This window comes from Staphylococcus sp. HMSC14D10 (assembly GCF_001808125.1).
Classification (GTDB): domain Bacteria; phylum Bacillota; class Bacilli; order Staphylococcales; family Staphylococcaceae; genus Staphylococcus; species Staphylococcus haemolyticus.
In genome coordinates this window covers 71,589-89,072 of record NZ_KV792272.1, presented here as the reverse complement: position 1 = coordinate 89,072, position 17,484 = coordinate 71,589, and the positions used below count along the sequence as shown (strand labels likewise).

Below are 17,484 nucleotides of genomic sequence, written 5' to 3'. Positions count from 1 at the left end.
ATAAGCCAGTAGATGAATTAAATAACTCATTTTACTGGCTAATTACTGTTATAGTATTAACTTTGTCGCTTTCTTCTAATTTGGTATGACGCATTCATTTTAATTAACTCATTTTTTAAAGTCTTCATTTGACTATAACCCATAAAGTGATATTTTCTAGCTAACATATATCGATAGCGTTCTTCAAAGTTCATTGGAACTACTGGGTATTGATCTAATAATTTGAAATCAATAGTTTTAATTTCATTAATTTCTTTAAAAAATTGAATTATTAAATCAAAGTACTTATCGATTACTGGCTTAGCGTTTGATGAATTTAATGCTCTTTGTTTAGTGTATTCATCAAGTAACTCTTCAATTTCATCAAATTCTTGTTTATTAATCATTTAATCAAGCTTCCTTTAATTGTCCTTTCATACGTTTTTGCCCTTCTCTACAATCATTTAGTAAGGGACATATGTCACACTTAGGCTTTCTAGCTAAACAATGGTAGCGACCAAAGAAGATAAGTTGATGATGACTTCTACTCCATCTTTCCTTTGGAATAATACTACATAATCTATCTTCTACTTGTGTCACATTATCTTTCCATCTATTAATTCCTAGTCGCTTAGAAACACGTTCAACATGCGTATCAACTGCTAATGATGGCTCATCGAAAGCTACACTCATAACAACATTTGCTGTTTTACGACCGACTCCAGCTAAACTTTCTAATTCTTTATGAGTACTAGGAATTTGACCATTGAATTGTTCGAGTAGTGACTGACAAAGCTTTTGTATATTTTTCGCTTTGTTACGATATAAGCCAATCGAACGTATATCATTTTGCAGTTCTTCGATATCCACATTCAAGTAGTCTTGGGGCGTTTTATACTTTTGAAAAAGCGTACGTGTAACTTTATTTACTAAATTATCGGTACATTGAGCTGATAAAAGGACTGCAATTGTTAATTCGAAAGCATTATCATGTTTGAGCTCGCATTCAGCATTTGGAAACATATCAGCTATGATATCTATCATTTCTAGTGCTTTCTTTTTACTTATCATCTAACTTCTCCCCATTTAACCAATCAAATTTTGGTATATGATTAACCGTATGTGTCATAGATGGCTTGTTAAATTGTTCTCTTATTTTCTTAGATTCTTCAGTAGTTGTGACATTATTCTTTTTCCAATTTAACAATATACGATCTACGTACTTGAAACTAAGTTTGTCATGACTATAAGCTTCATCTAACGCTGCTCTAATTAAAGTAAAGTCATGCTTGTCTGTGTCAATCCATTGATTAAGTGTTTCAATTTCATATGGTGAAATAGGTCTAGCAAACAAGGATTCTATATATTGGAAAAGGTCTTTAAAATTTTGTTGAGCTTGATTTGTTAGTTGTTTTGAATGATCTTGAGATAAAATATTGCTTAATTTTTCATAGAAACCATCTAAATTCATATATTCCGTAAATTTACCTTCTTCGTCCTTTTTTACATGAAGTTGTAATAAATCCCTTTGAATTAAATGCTGAATGATGCTAGTTATTTCACGTGGTTCCATATCTGAGCCTAATTTCAACTCATCGATGGATGGTTGTTTATTTGTTGTTTCAGAGGCATAAATCAATTTAATTAAAATAATTAAATCTTTTTCTGTCAGTCCTAATTCACTATAATGGTCAAATAATTCTCTTCTAACGACGACAGGACGTGTTTTGAGTTGAATTTTATTCAAATTGATATTCCCCCTCTTTAAAGTTGAAAAAGCGTCCAGTCAACATGCTGACTGGACGAGTAAATTAATATGGTATGTGGGATTAGAACTTATGGATATAAACGATTTAATAATCGTGGGAATGGAGCAGTTTCTCTTACGTGTTCCACACCAGAAATCCAAGCAACAGTTCTCTCTAACCCTAATCCAAATCCGCTATGTGGCACACTACCATAACGACGTAAGTCTAAATAATAGTTATAACTTTCAGCGTCTAATTGATGTTCATCTATACGTTGTTCTAATAATTCTAAATCATTAATACGTTCAGAACCACCAATGATTTCACCATAACCCTCTGGTGCAATTAAATCAGCACATAAAACTGTTTCTTCATTCTCTGGATTTGGTTGCATATAGAATGGTTTGATTTTAGTTGGATAATTTGTAATAAATACCGGTAAATCATAATGATTTGCAATAGCAGTTTCATGTGGTGCACCGAAGTCCTCGCCCCACTCAATATCATCGAAACCTTCTTCTTTTAAGAACTTAATTGCATCATCATAAGAAATTCTTGGGAAAGGTGCTGAAACCTTTTCAAGTTTACTCGTATCTCTATCTAGTGCTTTAAGTTCTAATTGACAATTTTTAAGTACAGATTTAACGACATGTGATACATACTGTTCTTGGACTTCTAAACTTTCCACATGATTTGTAAATGCCATTTCTGGTTCAATCATCCAGAATTCAATCAAATGGCGTCGAGTTTTAGATTTTTCAGCTCTGAAAGTTGGTCCAAATGAGAATACACGACCATGAGCCATTGCAGCTGCTTCCATATATAATTGACCACTTTGAGAAAGGAAAGCATCTTCATCAAAGTACTTAGTATGGAACAATTCACTTGTTCCTTCTGGAGCACTTGCTGTTAAGATTGGAGGATCAATTTTAGTGAATCCATTTTCATTAAAGAATTCGTATGTCGCTCTAATAATTTCATTTCTGATTTTCATAACAGCATGTTGTTTTTTTGAACGCAACCATAAATGTCTATGATCCATTAAAAATTCAGTACCGTGATTTTTAGGTGTAATTGGATAATCATGTGCTTCGTGAATAACTTCAATTGATTTCACTTGCATTTCGTAGCCTAAATCTGAACGGTTATCTTCTGTGATAACACCAGTCACATAAAGTGATGATTCTTGTGTAATTTCTTTAGCTAGTTGGAATGTTTCTTCAGAAACCTCTGATTTAACCACTACACCTTGCATAAAGCCACTACCATCACGTAATTGTAAAAAGGCAATCTTGCCACTTGAACGTTTATTTGTTAACCAAGCACCAATAGTCACTTCTTGGTTAAGATGTTGTTTAGCTTGTTTAATCGTTGTTTTCATAACCAATCTCCTAATTGTCATTCTTTGTAATCAATACTTATTTATTTTAACAAAATAAATTGTGAAGTTCTAGCATGTGAACACGCTATCTCAATGTATAACAGTTTGAATCATTTATTAGCATCAATATTATGTTGGATTTTGTTAACAAGTTTGCTAAATTGTTTAATATCGCCCTTTTTTTGCTTATAATTTTCTAAAGTTTGAGCAAAAAAGTTTTTATAGTTACTGCTTACAAGACGATCATCAAAAGAGACAATCAACCCTTGATCATCTTCATTGCGAATTAAACGACCTAAACCTTGTCTAAAACGAGTAACTGCGTCGGGTAAAACATAGTCCTTAAATGTAGAATCAAATTCAGAATCCATAAGCCAATGTTTCGTATTGTATTTATTCATAAATGGAAGTTTAGCTATCATAACACATTTAATACCTTTAGCTTGATAATCAAAACCTTCGAAAAACGTTGATGTGCCGAGTAAAATTGTCTTATCAAAATTATTAAATTGTTGAACAATTTTATAGTTTTGATTTTGTTGTTGTGTAAGTACTACATAGTCTTCAAAAGTGGGTAATTCATTTAATAACTCTTGTACCATGTGCATCATACGGTAGCTTGTAAATAATACTAAACATTTCGAATCAGTGATTGTTACATATTCTTGAATATAATCCACTATAGATGCTACGTAATCATCGATATTTTTGAAGTTATAAGAACTAACATCACTAGGAATAAACACATTCGTATTCGTGCGATTGGATAGTGTCGATGGAACTTGATACGTGTTAAAATGCACATCTTCTTTAAACCAATTTTTGAAGGCATCAAACTTATGATTAAACGTCAATGTTCCAGAAATAAATGTTAATGAATTAAATTTATCTAAAACACGGGTCGTTAAAATATCACGAACTGCATAATCTTTAACAATCAATTTAATAGTTGACTTTTGAGTTAGATTCCTTATGGATAAGTACGCAGTATGTTTATCTTTTAAACTCTGCTCTATATTTCGATAAGTATCATTAATATATAAAAGTTGTTTGCGTAAAGTCTTAATTGTTTTGTGCGTCATACCATTAAAAATTTCTAATGTCTTATTTATCTTATCAACAATCAAATGCAAATCTTTAAGTATCTGAGTTGAATCAAATTCAAATACATAATGGTGTCGATGTATATCATCATCATAAACGTCAGAGTTTTGAATGATTTCGAATATATGATTAAATAGACGCTCATTTAAATCATGTATTTCTGATATATTCATTTTTAATCCGAATACATCAATCGGTGCAATATCTAAACGTTCTAAAATTCGTTGTTGTTCTAGTTTATCAATCGCTTTTAATAATTTTTCATTTTCATTTTTTCCTATTAAACCAAGTTGATATTTTAAATCTGAATAATCGAGTTCATTAGTGACTTGGTTTAATGCATAGTCAGGTAAACGATGTGCCTCATCAATTATACAATCATCGAAAAGTTGATAAATTGAATTCTCTTGGTCTGAGTGTATGAGATGTGCATGATTAGTGATTCCGATTTGAATATGATGTGCATTTCGTTTGATGTAATTGTAATAATGTATATCATGTCTAACTGGTACATAAGTTTCAATCTTTTGGTCAAAATACATTTTCTGGCCACCTTTAAGATTTAAATCTTGAATATCTCCAGTTTCCGTTTCGATAATCCAGGTCAATAATTGCATTTTTAAAATATTAACTTCATAGTTGGTAGTTTCATCTTTCAAAATCTGACTAATTAAGCCAAGTGAAATGTATTCAGATTTACTTTTTATAAGTGTGGCATTAATTTTAAAATTTAGTGCTTGATTGATACTCGGAATATCTTTTAGCAAAAGTTGATTTTGCAACAGTTTAGTATTAGTCGAAATCATGACATGACGTCCAGTTTCAATGTTATACATCAAAGCCGCCAAAAGATATGCCAATGACTTTCCACTACCTAAAGGTGCTTCAATCATCGCTTTATCATTGTGCATGAGTTGCTCTAGGATGATTTCAGATAAATATAGTTGTTGTGGACGATATGTTAGATTAAGTGATTTAACTACTTCACTATACAATTCTTTAAGTGATCCATTAAATGTTGTTTTAGGTGCTTTTAAATCAATTTGCTTTTTATAAATTATTTGTTCGAATTGACCGTATTGATTATCTAAAGGTGAATTTTCATGTTGACGTACCATTTCAAACAAGACATTAAATAAGTCATATTTTAAATTTTTACTTAAATAATAGAGTTGTTTTAATGTATCTATTGGTAGTTGTTCGAACTTTTGAAAGGCTTTAATCATTAGTAATGCAGTAGTAGTAGCGTCTTCATCAGCCCTATGTGCGTTGTCTAAGGGTATGTCGTGTGCCTCTGCTAATTCACTAAGTTGATAACTCTTATCAGTAGGATAAGCAATTTTAAATAATTCTAACGTATCCAGAACCTTTTTAGGTTCAAAATCTATATTACAGTTTTGAAAGGCTTGTTTTATAAAATTTAAGTCAAAATCAACATTATGAGCAACGAACACACAATCTTTCAATTGTTTGTAAATTTCTTGTGCAATTTCATGAAAATAAGGGGCTTGCTCTAACATGGTATCTTCAATAGAAGTCAACGCTTGGATGAATGGAGGAATTTCCAAATCAGTACGAATCATAGAATGATAAGTCCCAGATATTTTATTGTTACTTACAAAAGTAATACCAATTTGTATAATTTCATCATAATCAAGTTGATTGCCAGTTGTCTCTAAATCTACAACTGCATAACTTGTGTGTCCCATAACTAACTCTCCTTATCTTCATGTCATTCGCATTATATATCTATATCCGCACTAATAAGGCGTCTAACTTCATTATTTTCGTCTCTAACTATTAAGAAACCATCGTCATCAATATCGATTGCTTCACCTATAAATTGTTTGTCGTTTTCAGTGAAACGCAATTGGCGTTGCCATATATTTGAGGCTTCAATATACTCATTTCGAATTTCTGTAAAAGGCTTTGTTAAAAATTGTGAATATCGTTTTTCGATTGATGAAATGAGCTTTTCTAAAAATGAGTATCGATTAATTTTATTATTACTATGTAAACGAATGCTTGTTGCTCTCTGTTTAATATCATCAGAGAAATCACTGTCACTGTGGTTTAAATTAATACCTATACCACAAATAATAGCGTCAATTGAATCGTAATTTGCTATCATTTCAGTTAAAAAACCACATACTTTTTTATCAGCAATATAGATATCGTTCGGCCATTTAATTTCGACTTTATCATTCGTGAAAGATTGTATTGCATCCCTAATTCCTAAAGCAATAAACAGGTTAAATTTTGGGATCATTGAAAAAGGTACATTTGGACGCAATACTAGAGACATCCATAAGCCTTTTCCTTTTGAAGAAGCCCAATTACGATTAAATCGACCTCTTCCTTTTGTTTGTTCGTCACTTAATATAATCATAGACTTATTATTATCTACCAATTCTTGCTTAGCAATAATCTGAGTTGATTCAACACTTTCAAATACTTTTATTTCCGAAGCTAGTTGTGAATTTTTTAAAATATAAGATACGATACCATTATACCAACTATCTGGGAGTTCATTTAATTGGTGGCCTTTATGATTGATAGATTCGATTTTGCAACCATTTTTTTTTAATTGATCAATGACTTTTTTAACAGCTGCTCTAGAAATATTTAGCTGATCAGCAATATATTGTCCCGAAATATATTCAGATTGATGTATATATAACATACGTATAACATCTTGACTATATTTTGACATTCTCTTTCACCCACTTCAATAATTCATCTTTTAAATTTGGAACTTTATTTGTTAACACATCATTTTCTATTTGTCTAAGAACTTCTTTCAGCCAAGGGCCACTTTTTTTAGACGTAATTCTAAGTATATCTCCACCATTAATGTTTAGATCTCTACGACTTCTAATAGGTAAATGTTGATCAATTTCTTTTATTGATTGAAGATTAAATATTAACGGAGAGGCTACTTTAATGTTATTGTCTTCAAGTATTGAATTAATAGCAATGATATCTAAAATATTATTCATACCATAGTTATAAACGAATAATTTTAATTGATCTTTAGATGAAACATGAGGCATCTCTAGCATTATTTTATGATATTGATTGATTTTAGTTTTCTCATTGTTGCTTATATTTAAGTCAGAAAGTGAAGTATTTGTTTGTTCAACAGTCATTAATATTGCTAACCATAATTCAAAGCTTATTGGTAAATTAACTTTAGTTTGCTTCATATCAAGACTTCTAAAGAAAGGTACATAATTAAAGAAATTCAAATCTATTAGGTTTAGGTAGCTTTGGCTTACATTTTGACCTTTAATTAATTTTTTTAATTCCACGACAATGCGTTCTATAGATAAATGTTCTACATCTGCGATTTGATGTTTCATCGCATCAAAAGTATCACCTTCTATAGTAAAATTCAATTGGGATTGAAAGCGTAAGCCTCTTAAAATGCGTAATGCATCCTCTTTAAACCGTTCTTTAGCATCACCAACAGTTTTAATAATATGTTGATTTAATGCTGCATTACCGTCAAAATAGTCATAAATATTAAAATTTTTATCCATGGCAATTGCATTAATTGTAAAGTCACGACGTTGTAAATCTTCTTTTAAATCACGCACGAAATAGACTTCACTAGGCCTACGATGATCAACATACTCTGCTTCAGCTCTGAAGGTTGTTACTTCATAATTTGTTCCTTGATACACGACATTTATAGTGCCATGCTCTCTCCCGATTGGGATAGTCTTGTCAAATATTTTTTCTATTTCATCTGGTGTAGCACTAGTAGTAATATCGATGTCGTGAATGGGTCTGTTCATTAAGTAATCTCTCACCGATCCACCAACGAAATATGCTTCAAATCCATGTTGTTCTATTTTTTCTAAAATGGGTTTTGCTTGTTTAAATAGTTCTGTTCCCATACTAATCCTCTTTTTGATTTAACATTTTTCTATAGTAGTGTTCATATTGATCAGTTATTAATTCTGAACCAAATCGTACATCAATATCCTTTAACATAGCAGTTTGCATTTTATTATATAATTCTTTATTTGAAAGCAGTTGTAACGCATATTCACTTGCACTAGTGCTATCTCCTATATCCACAATGAAACCAGTCTCATCATGTTTAATAACCTCTTTAATCCCACCAGCATTAGAACCTATCGGCACTACTCCTGTTTTCATTGCCTCAAGCAAAGTTAATCCAAAGCTTTCTTTTTCACTTAATAGAAGTACTAAATCAGACATTTGGTAAAATTCACTTACTTGGTCTTGCTTGCCTAAGAATAGTACATCACTATCGATACCTAAGTGACGCGCTAACTTTCTCATGTCTAATAATTCAGGACCGTCTCCTAACAAGATTAATTTACTTGGTATGTTTTTATGAACTTTAGCAAATGTCTCTAATATAGTATCTATGCGTTTCACTTTTCTAAAATTAGATACATGTATAAGTACCTTTTCATCAGGTTTAATACCATATACTTCTTTAAGCGTTTCATCATGACGTGTTGGAAATTCATTTTCACGCACAAAATTATAAATAGGAACAATTTCTTTCTTGGTTTCAATGATTGATTTAGTTTGATGTGCTAAAGAGTGACTCACACTTGTAACAATATCACTTTGCTCAATCCCAAATTTAATGGCGCCTTTGAGTGAATGGTCGTAACCTAGCACTGTGATATCAGTACCGTGTAACGTGGTCATTATTTTAATATCTTTTCCAGACATTTGACGTGCTAAAATTCCACAAACTGCATGAGGTACTGCATAGTGCATGTGTAATACATCTAAATCGTATTCCTTTATAACTTCTGAAATTTTAGTACTCAAAGTAATATCATATGGAGGATATTGAAAGACTGCATATTGATTTACTTCAACTTGATGAAAAGTAATATTAGGTAAAGGCTTACGTATTCTAAAAGGAATATTGGAAGTTATAAAATGTACTTCATGGCCTCTTTCTGCCATTTTTATTCCTAGCTCAGTAGCAATAATACCAGAACCGCCCATAGATGGATAACATGTGATACCTATTTTCATGAAAATCTATCCTCCTCTTGTTTATATTTATTTGCGTTCAAAACGATTTTTATCTCTAGTGTTGAACTTTTCCATTGTTTCATTAAAACTTTCAGTCATATCAATATCTAATGAATTAGCTATACAAAGTAAAACAAATAAATTGTCTCCTAATTCAGCTTTAATTGTATTATCTTCTTCAGTTTCTTTCTTTTTCTTTTCACCATGATAGTGGTTTATCTCTCTAGCAAGTTCTCCAACTTCTTCTGTTAAACGTGCTAAATTTGCCAGTGGAGAAAAATAACCAGCTTTGAATTGTCCAATGTACGCATCAACTTCATTTTGCATTTCTTTCATAGATTTCATTACGATCACTTTCTCCTTTATTATTGACTCTTATTAAGTATATATCATATTAAAAAATCATGCATTTTATGAATATGAAAAGAACAGACTATATTTTAAATCATACTGCTATATTTAAAAAATAAAAAAGGAGCAGAACAGAATTCATCTTGAATTCATTGTTCTACTCTCTTATAAGGATATCTAAAGTTAAAAATTTTGGTATTTGAACATTCAAAGTTTTAAATAACTACTAAAAATTTATAGTAGTTTTTACATCATTGTTTTTTATACCTATAACCCTAATTTCATTAATTATCACTTGCTTTAGCGATTAGAATAATTCTAACTAGTTCTGCAACAGCTGTCGCAGTAGCAGCAACATAAGTCATTGCAGCGGCTGAAAGAACCTTTTTAGCATGTTTATATTCTTTTTCATTTACAATGTTTAATGCAGTTATTTGTTTCATTGCTCTTGAACTTGCGTCAAATTCAACAGGTAAAGTTACGATTGAGAATAAGACTGCAAGTGACATTAACCCAGCACCAATCCATAAAGCTGTTGAGCCAAATGCACTACCCATAGCTGTTAAGATGATACCTAACATGATAATCATGTAACTTAATGAACTACCTAAATTAGCTAGTGGTACTAATGCACTTCTAAATCTTAAAAATGCATACCCTTGTTGATGTTGAATCGCATGTCCAACTTCGTGTGCAGCAATAGCTGTACCAGCTACTGAAGGTCTATCGAAGTTTGCAGGAGATAAACAAACAACTTTCTTTTTAGGATCATAGTGGTCTGTTAAGAAACCTTCACCCTTTACTACGTCAACATCATAAATACCATTTGCATGAAGTATTTCTTCTGCTACCTCGCGACCAGTTTTACCACTTGTTGATCTTACTTGTGCATATTTTTCATAGTTAGATTTTACTTTGTGTTGTGCCCACATAGGAATGAGCATAATAATGACAATATATATTATATAAGACATTATAGACAATAATTCCACTCTCCTTTAATCATATTCTACTGACTATCTTGTATTTAATCAAATAATTTAACCGATAAGATTTTTTTAAAATTATAATATAAACTTAGTGCAAAAACACTTAGCCAGAAAGCAATATAGCCTACCATCTCTTTGTGCTGTTCAATAAAATCATAGTACGGGTACTTATTTAAAACATAATCCATATAGTCATTGTTAAGTACCCAGATCATTGCCACTAATAGCCCACTAATCCTAATTTTTAAACGAGGATAGAAATAAATAGCTTGAATCGCCATAATACCATGACTCATAATCAAAAAAACATTCATTATGGTTAAGTTTTGATCTAGATTAATCATGAGAATATTCATTATTATTGCCCAAAGTCCATATTTAACTAAAGTTACGAATGCAAGCGCCTCTACAAATGGGATATGCTTATTAAAAATGAGACAAATAATAACAATACACAAAAAAAGTGAAGCGATTGGGCTATCTGGTATAAATGGCAAGAAATACCAAGGTGTTTTAACTAATTGATCACCATACCAAATAAATCCATATAAGGTACCGAGTATGTTGAAAATAAGTAAAAAGATTAAGCAAGAGTGGCGATATAAGGTTAACTCCCACATCTGTTTTAATGTAAGCATGTGATTAAATTCCTTTGTGGCTTTATCGGTTTTCAAGGACTTCTAAAATCTGTGTTAATTGGTAAAATTGTTCTCGATCATTAAGTTGTAAGCTTAAATCTATATTATGTCGTAAGTGTTCTACTAGCGAATGCACTTTTGTAGAATCGAGAGGTAAATTATAAATTGTGTTTAGATAAGCCATGTACTGAGGAGAGTACATTAATTGATGAATAATTAAATCATTGAATCTAAAATCTATCGAGTGTTGGTCTGAAAAATGAATAAGAATATCGAAGTCGTTATGATGAGTTGTTACGTATTCGAATATCTCATTTGTATTAATGAGTAAGTGATTATTTTTAACTAATCTAATTGCTGGTGCATCTGTATTTGTTAAAGCAAGTTCTAACGTTTTATGGTCAAATATTCTTTGGTTTACAAAATGTACATGTTCTAGTAACTCGGTATGAGATTTAATATAATTTAAAATCCACACGCTAATTCGTGATTTAAAATGATAATGAAACAAAGCATATTCAATATAACTTTGTTTCATTTGTGTAAGTGTTTGAGTCAAAAGAATCACCTACATTAATAATCAAGACGATTGGCTTCTTCTTGCCATGTCTCATTACTAGGGTCCATTTCTATTAATTGTTGTAATATTGTTTTCGCTTTTTCTTTATAACCGATTTCGATTAAATAATAGTAATAGTCATTTAAGAAAGCGCTTTGAGTTTTCATTGTAGGATAAGCTAGTTCAAAGAAATGTTGTGCTTCTTTATCACGTTCTTCTTGGCCAAATGCATGAGCTAAATGCCACATGAATACAGGGTCCAAATCATCTTCATCCACATATGATAGCAATGCGATGATTGCTTCATAATCTTCTTCATTTCGGAACAAATCACTCAAAATTAATAAAGGTTCATGATAAGCATTGTCCACTTCAAGTGCTTGTTTTAGTAATTCAACACCTTCATTTGCATCACCATGTTCAATTTCTAAACTTCCTGTTGAAACCATCAATTCTTTATAAAATTGATTTAAACGTAACCCCTCTTTGCCGGTCTCAATGGCATCAGGATAATTTTTTTCATTTTCATAAAGTGATTGTAAATAGAAATATCCTTGAATAAAATCGGGATCTTTCGATAGAAGGTTCTTAGTAATTTTAATGGCTTCATGAGTGATATCATTTTTTTCATACGCGATTGCTTTTTTGAAGAAATCTTCAGAAGTCATTTCATCTTCATTAATTTCATCATATAGATTAATCGCATCACTATAGTTTCCACTTTGTAATGCACAATCTGCCATACGAGCAAATAAATTAATACCATTTACTTCGTATTCACCCGTATCTAATACGACTTCATATTCACGTGTAGCGCGCAAATATTGACCATCAAAATATAGCATCTCAGCTAATGCGAAATGGATGATTGGATCATTTGGCTCTAATTCCCTAGCTTCAATTAATTTATCAATGGCAACTTCTGTCATATTAATTTGCTGATATAAATCAGCCTCTAACATTAATTTTTCTGTTGATATTGCAACTTGACTTAAATATTCTAATGCTTCATCAGTTTGATTCTCTGACATTAGACCTTCAATAAAATATATAAGTAATTCACTTTCATCTGGATATTTATGATATAAAGTTCTAAATACCTCTAGACCTTGAGGTGTTAAACCAAAATTATATAGGGTTTCACCAAGAATAAATAATGCATCGTCATTATTAGAAGTTAAAGCATCATTTACACGAGAATCTAAATTATCTAATTTTTGAAGATTGATATCGTCTATTAATTTATAGATATCTTCCATACTGTTTTATCCCTCATTTTCTAAAAGCATTAATTTAGGAAGGAAACCTGGGAACGATACATTTACTGCATCAAACTGACGGATATTCAGTGGTTCATCACTTAATAATGATGCAATAGCTAACATCATCCCTATTCGGTGATCTGTTAAACTATCTACGGTTGCTGACTTTTTAAATTCTGAAGGATGAATAATAAGTCCGTCATCAGTGGGTTGCAATTCAAACCCTAATAAACCGAGCATGTCTGCAGTCGTATCAATTCGATTAGTTTCTTTCACTTTTAATTCTTCTGCATCTTTAATAATACTAGTACCACTTGCTTGTGTACACAATAGTGCAATAATTGGTAACTCGTCAATAGCTTTTGGAACTATATCACCTTCAATAAGAACAGGTTTTAAGTTTGGTGTGTATTTAACACGGATTGATGCAGTAGGTTCTGATGTATCTGTGATATTTAAACATTCAATATTTCCTTCCATTTGTTTAACGATATCTATAATACCTGAACGAGTTGGATTGATGCCAACATTATGAATTGTAATATCACTACCAGGAGTAATAAGTGCTGCCACTATAAAGAATGCTGCTGAAGAGATATCACCAGGCACATAAAAATCTTTAGCTTTTATATGTTCGATAGCATTTGGTTGAGTAGTAATTTCTTTACCAGAAATGCTAATCGGAATATTAAAATGTTCAAACATTGTTTCAGTATGATTTCGACTTACATCTAACTCAGTAATTTTAGAACTGTCATTAGAAAATAGACTTGCAAATAATAATGCACTTTTGACTTGTGCACTGGCTACTTCCATTTTATAGGTAATACCATTAATGGAAGCGGGTTTAATAATTAATGGTGTAAAATTATCGTCAATGCCAGTAATATTTGCCCCCATTAATCTGAGTGGCTTCATTATTCTATCCATAGGTCGTTTACCTATTGAAGCATCACCGGACAAAACGCAATTTAGATTGAGCCCACTTAGTAAACCAGCTAATAATCGGGTTGTAGTACCAGAATTTCCAGTATATAGTGTTTGATGTGGTGTTTTAAATTTATTATAACCAGGTGAATCAACTATAATCTTTTCATCAGCAAGCTGTAAGTTAACACCTAATAATTTAAATATTTCTATTGTGCGTAAACAATCTTCACCCAAAAGAGGCTTATATATAATCGATTGACCAGTTGCTAAAGACGCCAACATAATCGCTCGATGGGTCATTGACTTGTCTCCGGGCACTTCAATTTCTCCAATTAAAGGCCCTTTTATATCTATTATTTGCTCATTTGACATACTGTAATCCACCTACTTTAATACTAGTTGTAAATCGTTAAATGCTTTTATTAATATAGTTTTTTCAACGTGACATACTCGTGGTTTTCCAAGTTCTTCAAGTAATACCATTTGAATACCTTCACCGTTATTTTTCTTATCAGTTAGCATATAGTGATACATATCATCAAAGTTTAATTGCTGAACAATTTGAACTGGATAATGAAGTTTCTTTAAATACTTAGCATAATATGAGATGTCGAATTGTGTATCAAGTAAAGTATTAGCAACTATAAATTGGTAAATGATTCCAATCATAACAGCATGACCATGTGGTATTTTAGTCTTGTACTCAACGGCATGACCGAATGTATGTCCTAAATTTAAATACTTTCGCATATTGTGCTCTTTTTCATCTTTAATGATGACGTTTAGTTTAGCTTTAATTCCTTTGAAAATAAACTGATCTATATCATTCAAAGATTCTAGTTTTTCTTTTGTGGAGAAGTGTTTTTCAATGTCATCTACTGCAACTTGACCTGTTAATAGTGCATGCTTATAAACTTCAGCATACCCACTTAGTATTTCGTCATAAGGCAATGTTGCTAAGAAATTTAAATCGTATATCACAGCTTTTGGTCTATAAAATGCGCCAATTAAATTTTTACCGTGAATGGAATTAATCCCTACTTTACCTCCCACGCTAGAGTCATGGGCAAGTATTGTTGTAGGTACTTGTATGAAATCAACACCTCTTAATAAAGATGAAGCAAGAAATCCAGTGAAATCTCCAGTAGCACCGCCTCCTATCGCAACTAAACAAGTATTACGTGTTAAATTGTATTCAAGAAGGTGTTCTAGCGTTTGTTGATAATGTTCAAACATCTTCATCTTCTCACCAGCTGGAACTATTATCTTATATATATGTGTTGATTCAAGTAACGGTGTAAACTTAGTTTTAAAGTTAAAATCGACGTACTCATCAATGATAAGAAACACTTTATCATAGTCTTGTATATATTCAGATAACTCCTCGAAAGCATTATGTTCAACTATAATTGGATAATTATTATTTGGATAAGTTGTTTGTAATTGCATATGAAATACCTCGTTCCTTACCTAATAATTTATTAGAATTCAATATTAAGGCGTCTTCGTTCATCAATTTGGGTTTTTAGCTGATCGATATGATTGGATTGAAACTCTTCTGTAATGGCTTTAGCAACCTCAAAAGCAACAACATGTTCACAAACAACACTTGCTGCAGGTACTGCACAACTGTCAGAACGTTCAATCGTGGCTTTGAAGTCTTCTTTAGTATTAATATCAACGGAATTAAGTGGTTTATATAAAGTAGGAATTGGCTTCATAACACCATTAACAATAATTGGCATACCATTTGTCATTCCACCTTCAAAGCCACCTAAATGATTGGAGCCTCTATAGAATCCAATTTCATTATCATATAAAATTTCGTCTTGAATTTCGCTACCTGGTTTTTCAGCAGCTTTGAATCCTTCACCGAAGCTTACTCCTTTAAATGCGTTAATACTTACAACACCTTGTGCTATACGACCATCTAATTTACGATCATATTGCACATAACTACCGACTGCAACAGGCATATTTTCAACCATAACTTGAACAACACCACCAATTGAATCGCCATCTTTTTTAGCAGCATCAATTTTATCTCTCATTTTTTGAGCGATAGTTTCATCAATTACACGTACGTCATTCTTATCAATATTTTGTTTGAATGTTTCAGTATCATATAAACCTTCATCTTTAATACCACCAATTTCAACAACACGACTATACATGTGAATGTCTAATTGTTCTAGAAGAATTTTAGAAACTGCACCTACTGCAACACGTGCTGCTGTCTCTCGAGCCGATGAACGTTCTAAAACATTTCTTAAATCTCTATGATTATATTTCATACCACCGATTAAATCTGCGTGTCCAGGACGGGGTTTTGTAATCGTACGTTTCATATTATCTTTTTCTTCATCAGAAATAGGCTCAATACCCATAATATTTCTCCAATGTGTGAAATCATCATTTGTGACAACAATCGTAATTGGACTACCAAGTGTATATCCATTTCTGACTCCTGATACAATCTCTACTGCATCTTTTTCAATTTGCATACGACGTCCTCTACCGTAGCCACCTTGACGTTTAAACATTTCTTTATTTATATCTTCCGCTTTAATTTCTAAATTAGCAGGCACACCTTCAATAATTACTGTTAATTGAGGACCATGTGATTCTCCAGATGTTAAATATCTCATGAGAATACGCTCCTTTCCCTTTACTACGTTAAATTGTGATATGTGTTATCATATCACATTCAACCTTATAACATAACTAGTGTGCTACAGTATTTTTTAATTTATTAGAATATTTTAATAATTATCAAATGATAGATTAGTGATTTAATATTCAAATTAAAAAAGAAGGTAGGACAGAATTCATTTTGAATTCATTGTCCTACCTTTAAAATGTTGAATATATGCTTAATTTAAGAAATTACTTATTTCAATCAACTAAAGTCAATTTGAATTGTAAACGCTTAATAAAATATTTCAATTTACTATTCATATAACCAAGTATCTCTAGGTGCTTCGTAGCTACTTAATTCCTCTTCTTTGAACCATAAATTAATCTCTCTTTGTGCTGATTCAACTGAATCAGAACCATGAATTACGTTTCTTCCTACTGTTAAACCTAAATCTCCTCTTATAGAACCTGGCGTAGCTTCAGAAGGATTTGTTTTACCTATAATATGTCTTGATACATCTACAGCGTCTTCACCTTCGACAACCATTGCAAAAACAGGTGCTGAAGTAATAAATGAAATTAATTTACCATAGAATGGCTTGTCAGTATGTTCGGAATAGTGTTCTTCAGCTAGAGATTGAGGAACTGTCATTAATTTAGCACCGACAAGTTTTAACCCTTTTCTTTCAATACGTGAAATAATTTCTCCCACTAAATTACGTTGTACTGCATCTGGTTTAATCATTAAGAAAGTTCTTTCCATCGTAATTGATCCCCCTGTGAATTAAGTCTGATTAATTTAAGACTTAAAATATAAATGTTTATTTATGTATAGTAATATTGTGTAACAAACAACCTGCTACAATTCAATA

At 31.5% G+C, this 17,484-nt stretch carries 17 protein-coding genes; all 17 read right to left on the bottom strand.

Annotated elements, in window-relative coordinates; translation table 11 throughout:
* Nucleotides 1–56: 56 nt before the first annotated feature.
* Nucleotides 57–386: a YpoC family protein gene (locus HMPREF3134_RS11220; protein ID WP_037550426.1), complete on the bottom strand. Its 330-nt coding sequence runs from the start codon at nt 384–386 to the stop codon at nt 57–59.
* 4 nt (nt 387–390) lie between these two features.
* The gene (gene nth / locus HMPREF3134_RS11215; RefSeq protein WP_070442987.1) at nt 391–1,050 is read right to left on the bottom strand and encodes an endonuclease III; all 660 of its coding nucleotides are present in this window, start codon (nt 1,048–1,050) and stop codon (nt 391–393) included.
* Nucleotides 1,040–1,726 carry a DnaD domain-containing protein gene (locus HMPREF3134_RS11210; RefSeq protein WP_070442984.1) on the bottom strand — a complete coding sequence of 229 codons (687 nt, stop codon included), beginning with the start codon at nt 1,724–1,726 and terminating at the stop codon, nt 1,040–1,042. The genes nth and HMPREF3134_RS11210 overlap by 11 nt, the downstream gene beginning before the upstream one ends.
* An 89-nt stretch (nt 1,727–1,815) precedes the next feature.
* Nucleotides 1,816–3,108, bottom strand: a complete 1,293-nt coding sequence (gene asnS / locus HMPREF3134_RS11205; RefSeq protein ID WP_070442981.1) for an asparagine--tRNA ligase — start codon at nt 3,106–3,108, stop codon at nt 1,816–1,818.
* A gap of 110 nt (nt 3,109–3,218) precedes the next feature.
* A complete protein-coding gene (locus HMPREF3134_RS11200) occupies nt 3,219–5,921 on the bottom strand; it encodes a helicase C-terminal domain-containing protein (RefSeq protein WP_070442978.1) in 2,703 nt (900 codons plus the stop codon).
* A gap of 32 nt (nt 5,922–5,953) precedes the next feature.
* Complete coding sequence (locus HMPREF3134_RS11195) at nt 5,954–6,925, bottom strand: biotin--[acetyl-CoA-carboxylase] ligase (RefSeq protein ID WP_070442975.1); 972 nt, start codon at nt 6,923–6,925, stop codon at nt 5,954–5,956.
* Nucleotides 6,912–8,114, bottom strand: a complete 1,203-nt coding sequence (locus tag HMPREF3134_RS11190) for a CCA tRNA nucleotidyltransferase (RefSeq protein WP_070442972.1) — start codon at nt 8,112–8,114, stop codon at nt 6,912–6,914. The genes HMPREF3134_RS11195 and HMPREF3134_RS11190 overlap by 14 nt, the downstream gene beginning before the upstream one ends.
* Nucleotide 8,115: 1 nt before the next feature.
* A complete protein-coding gene (bshA, locus tag HMPREF3134_RS11185; protein ID WP_070442969.1) occupies nt 8,116–9,246 on the bottom strand; it encodes an N-acetyl-alpha-D-glucosaminyl L-malate synthase BshA in 1,131 nt (376 codons plus the stop codon).
* A 27-nt stretch (nt 9,247–9,273) separates the two neighbouring features.
* Nucleotides 9,274–9,591 carry a nucleotide pyrophosphohydrolase gene (locus tag HMPREF3134_RS11180; protein ID WP_011275748.1) on the bottom strand — a complete coding sequence of 106 codons (318 nt, stop codon included), beginning with the start codon at nt 9,589–9,591 and terminating at the stop codon, nt 9,274–9,276.
* Nucleotides 9,592–9,881: 290 nt separating this feature from the next.
* Nucleotides 9,882–10,580, bottom strand: coding sequence for a zinc metallopeptidase (locus tag HMPREF3134_RS11175; protein ID WP_037550453.1), 699 nt, complete (start codon nt 10,578–10,580; stop codon nt 9,882–9,884).
* Between the two features lie 44 nt (nt 10,581–10,624).
* Nucleotides 10,625–11,224, bottom strand: a complete 600-nt coding sequence (locus HMPREF3134_RS11170; protein ID WP_070442966.1) for a DUF1405 domain-containing protein — start codon at nt 11,222–11,224, stop codon at nt 10,625–10,627.
* A 22-nt stretch (nt 11,225–11,246) separates the two neighbouring features.
* Entirely contained in the window at nt 11,247–11,762 is a 516-nt protein-coding gene (locus HMPREF3134_RS11165; RefSeq protein ID WP_080287547.1) for a YpiB family protein, read from the bottom strand.
* Nucleotides 11,763–11,797: 35 nt separating this feature from the next.
* Nucleotides 11,798–13,042 carry a tetratricopeptide repeat protein gene (locus HMPREF3134_RS11160; RefSeq protein WP_037550462.1) on the bottom strand — a complete coding sequence of 415 codons (1,245 nt, stop codon included), beginning with the start codon at nt 13,040–13,042 and terminating at the stop codon, nt 11,798–11,800.
* A 6-nt stretch (nt 13,043–13,048) separates the two neighbouring features.
* Nucleotides 13,049–14,347, bottom strand: a complete 1,299-nt coding sequence (aroA, locus tag HMPREF3134_RS11155) for a 3-phosphoshikimate 1-carboxyvinyltransferase (protein ID WP_070442964.1) — start codon at nt 14,345–14,347, stop codon at nt 13,049–13,051.
* Between the two features lie 12 nt (nt 14,348–14,359).
* Nucleotides 14,360–15,424: a 3-dehydroquinate synthase gene (gene aroB, locus HMPREF3134_RS11150; protein WP_070442959.1), complete on the bottom strand. Its 1,065-nt coding sequence runs from the start codon at nt 15,422–15,424 to the stop codon at nt 14,360–14,362.
* A 32-nt stretch (nt 15,425–15,456) separates the two neighbouring features.
* Nucleotides 15,457–16,623 (bottom strand): chorismate synthase, encoded by a 1,167-nt coding sequence (gene aroC / locus HMPREF3134_RS11145; RefSeq protein ID WP_070442956.1) that lies wholly within the window; start codon nt 16,621–16,623, stop codon nt 15,457–15,459.
* Nucleotides 16,624–16,925: 302 nt separating this feature from the next.
* Nucleotides 16,926–17,375 carry a nucleoside-diphosphate kinase gene (gene ndk / locus HMPREF3134_RS11140; RefSeq protein WP_037537054.1) on the bottom strand — a complete coding sequence of 150 codons (450 nt, stop codon included), beginning with the start codon at nt 17,373–17,375 and terminating at the stop codon, nt 16,926–16,928.
* Between the last annotated feature and the right edge of the window lie 109 nt (nt 17,376–17,484).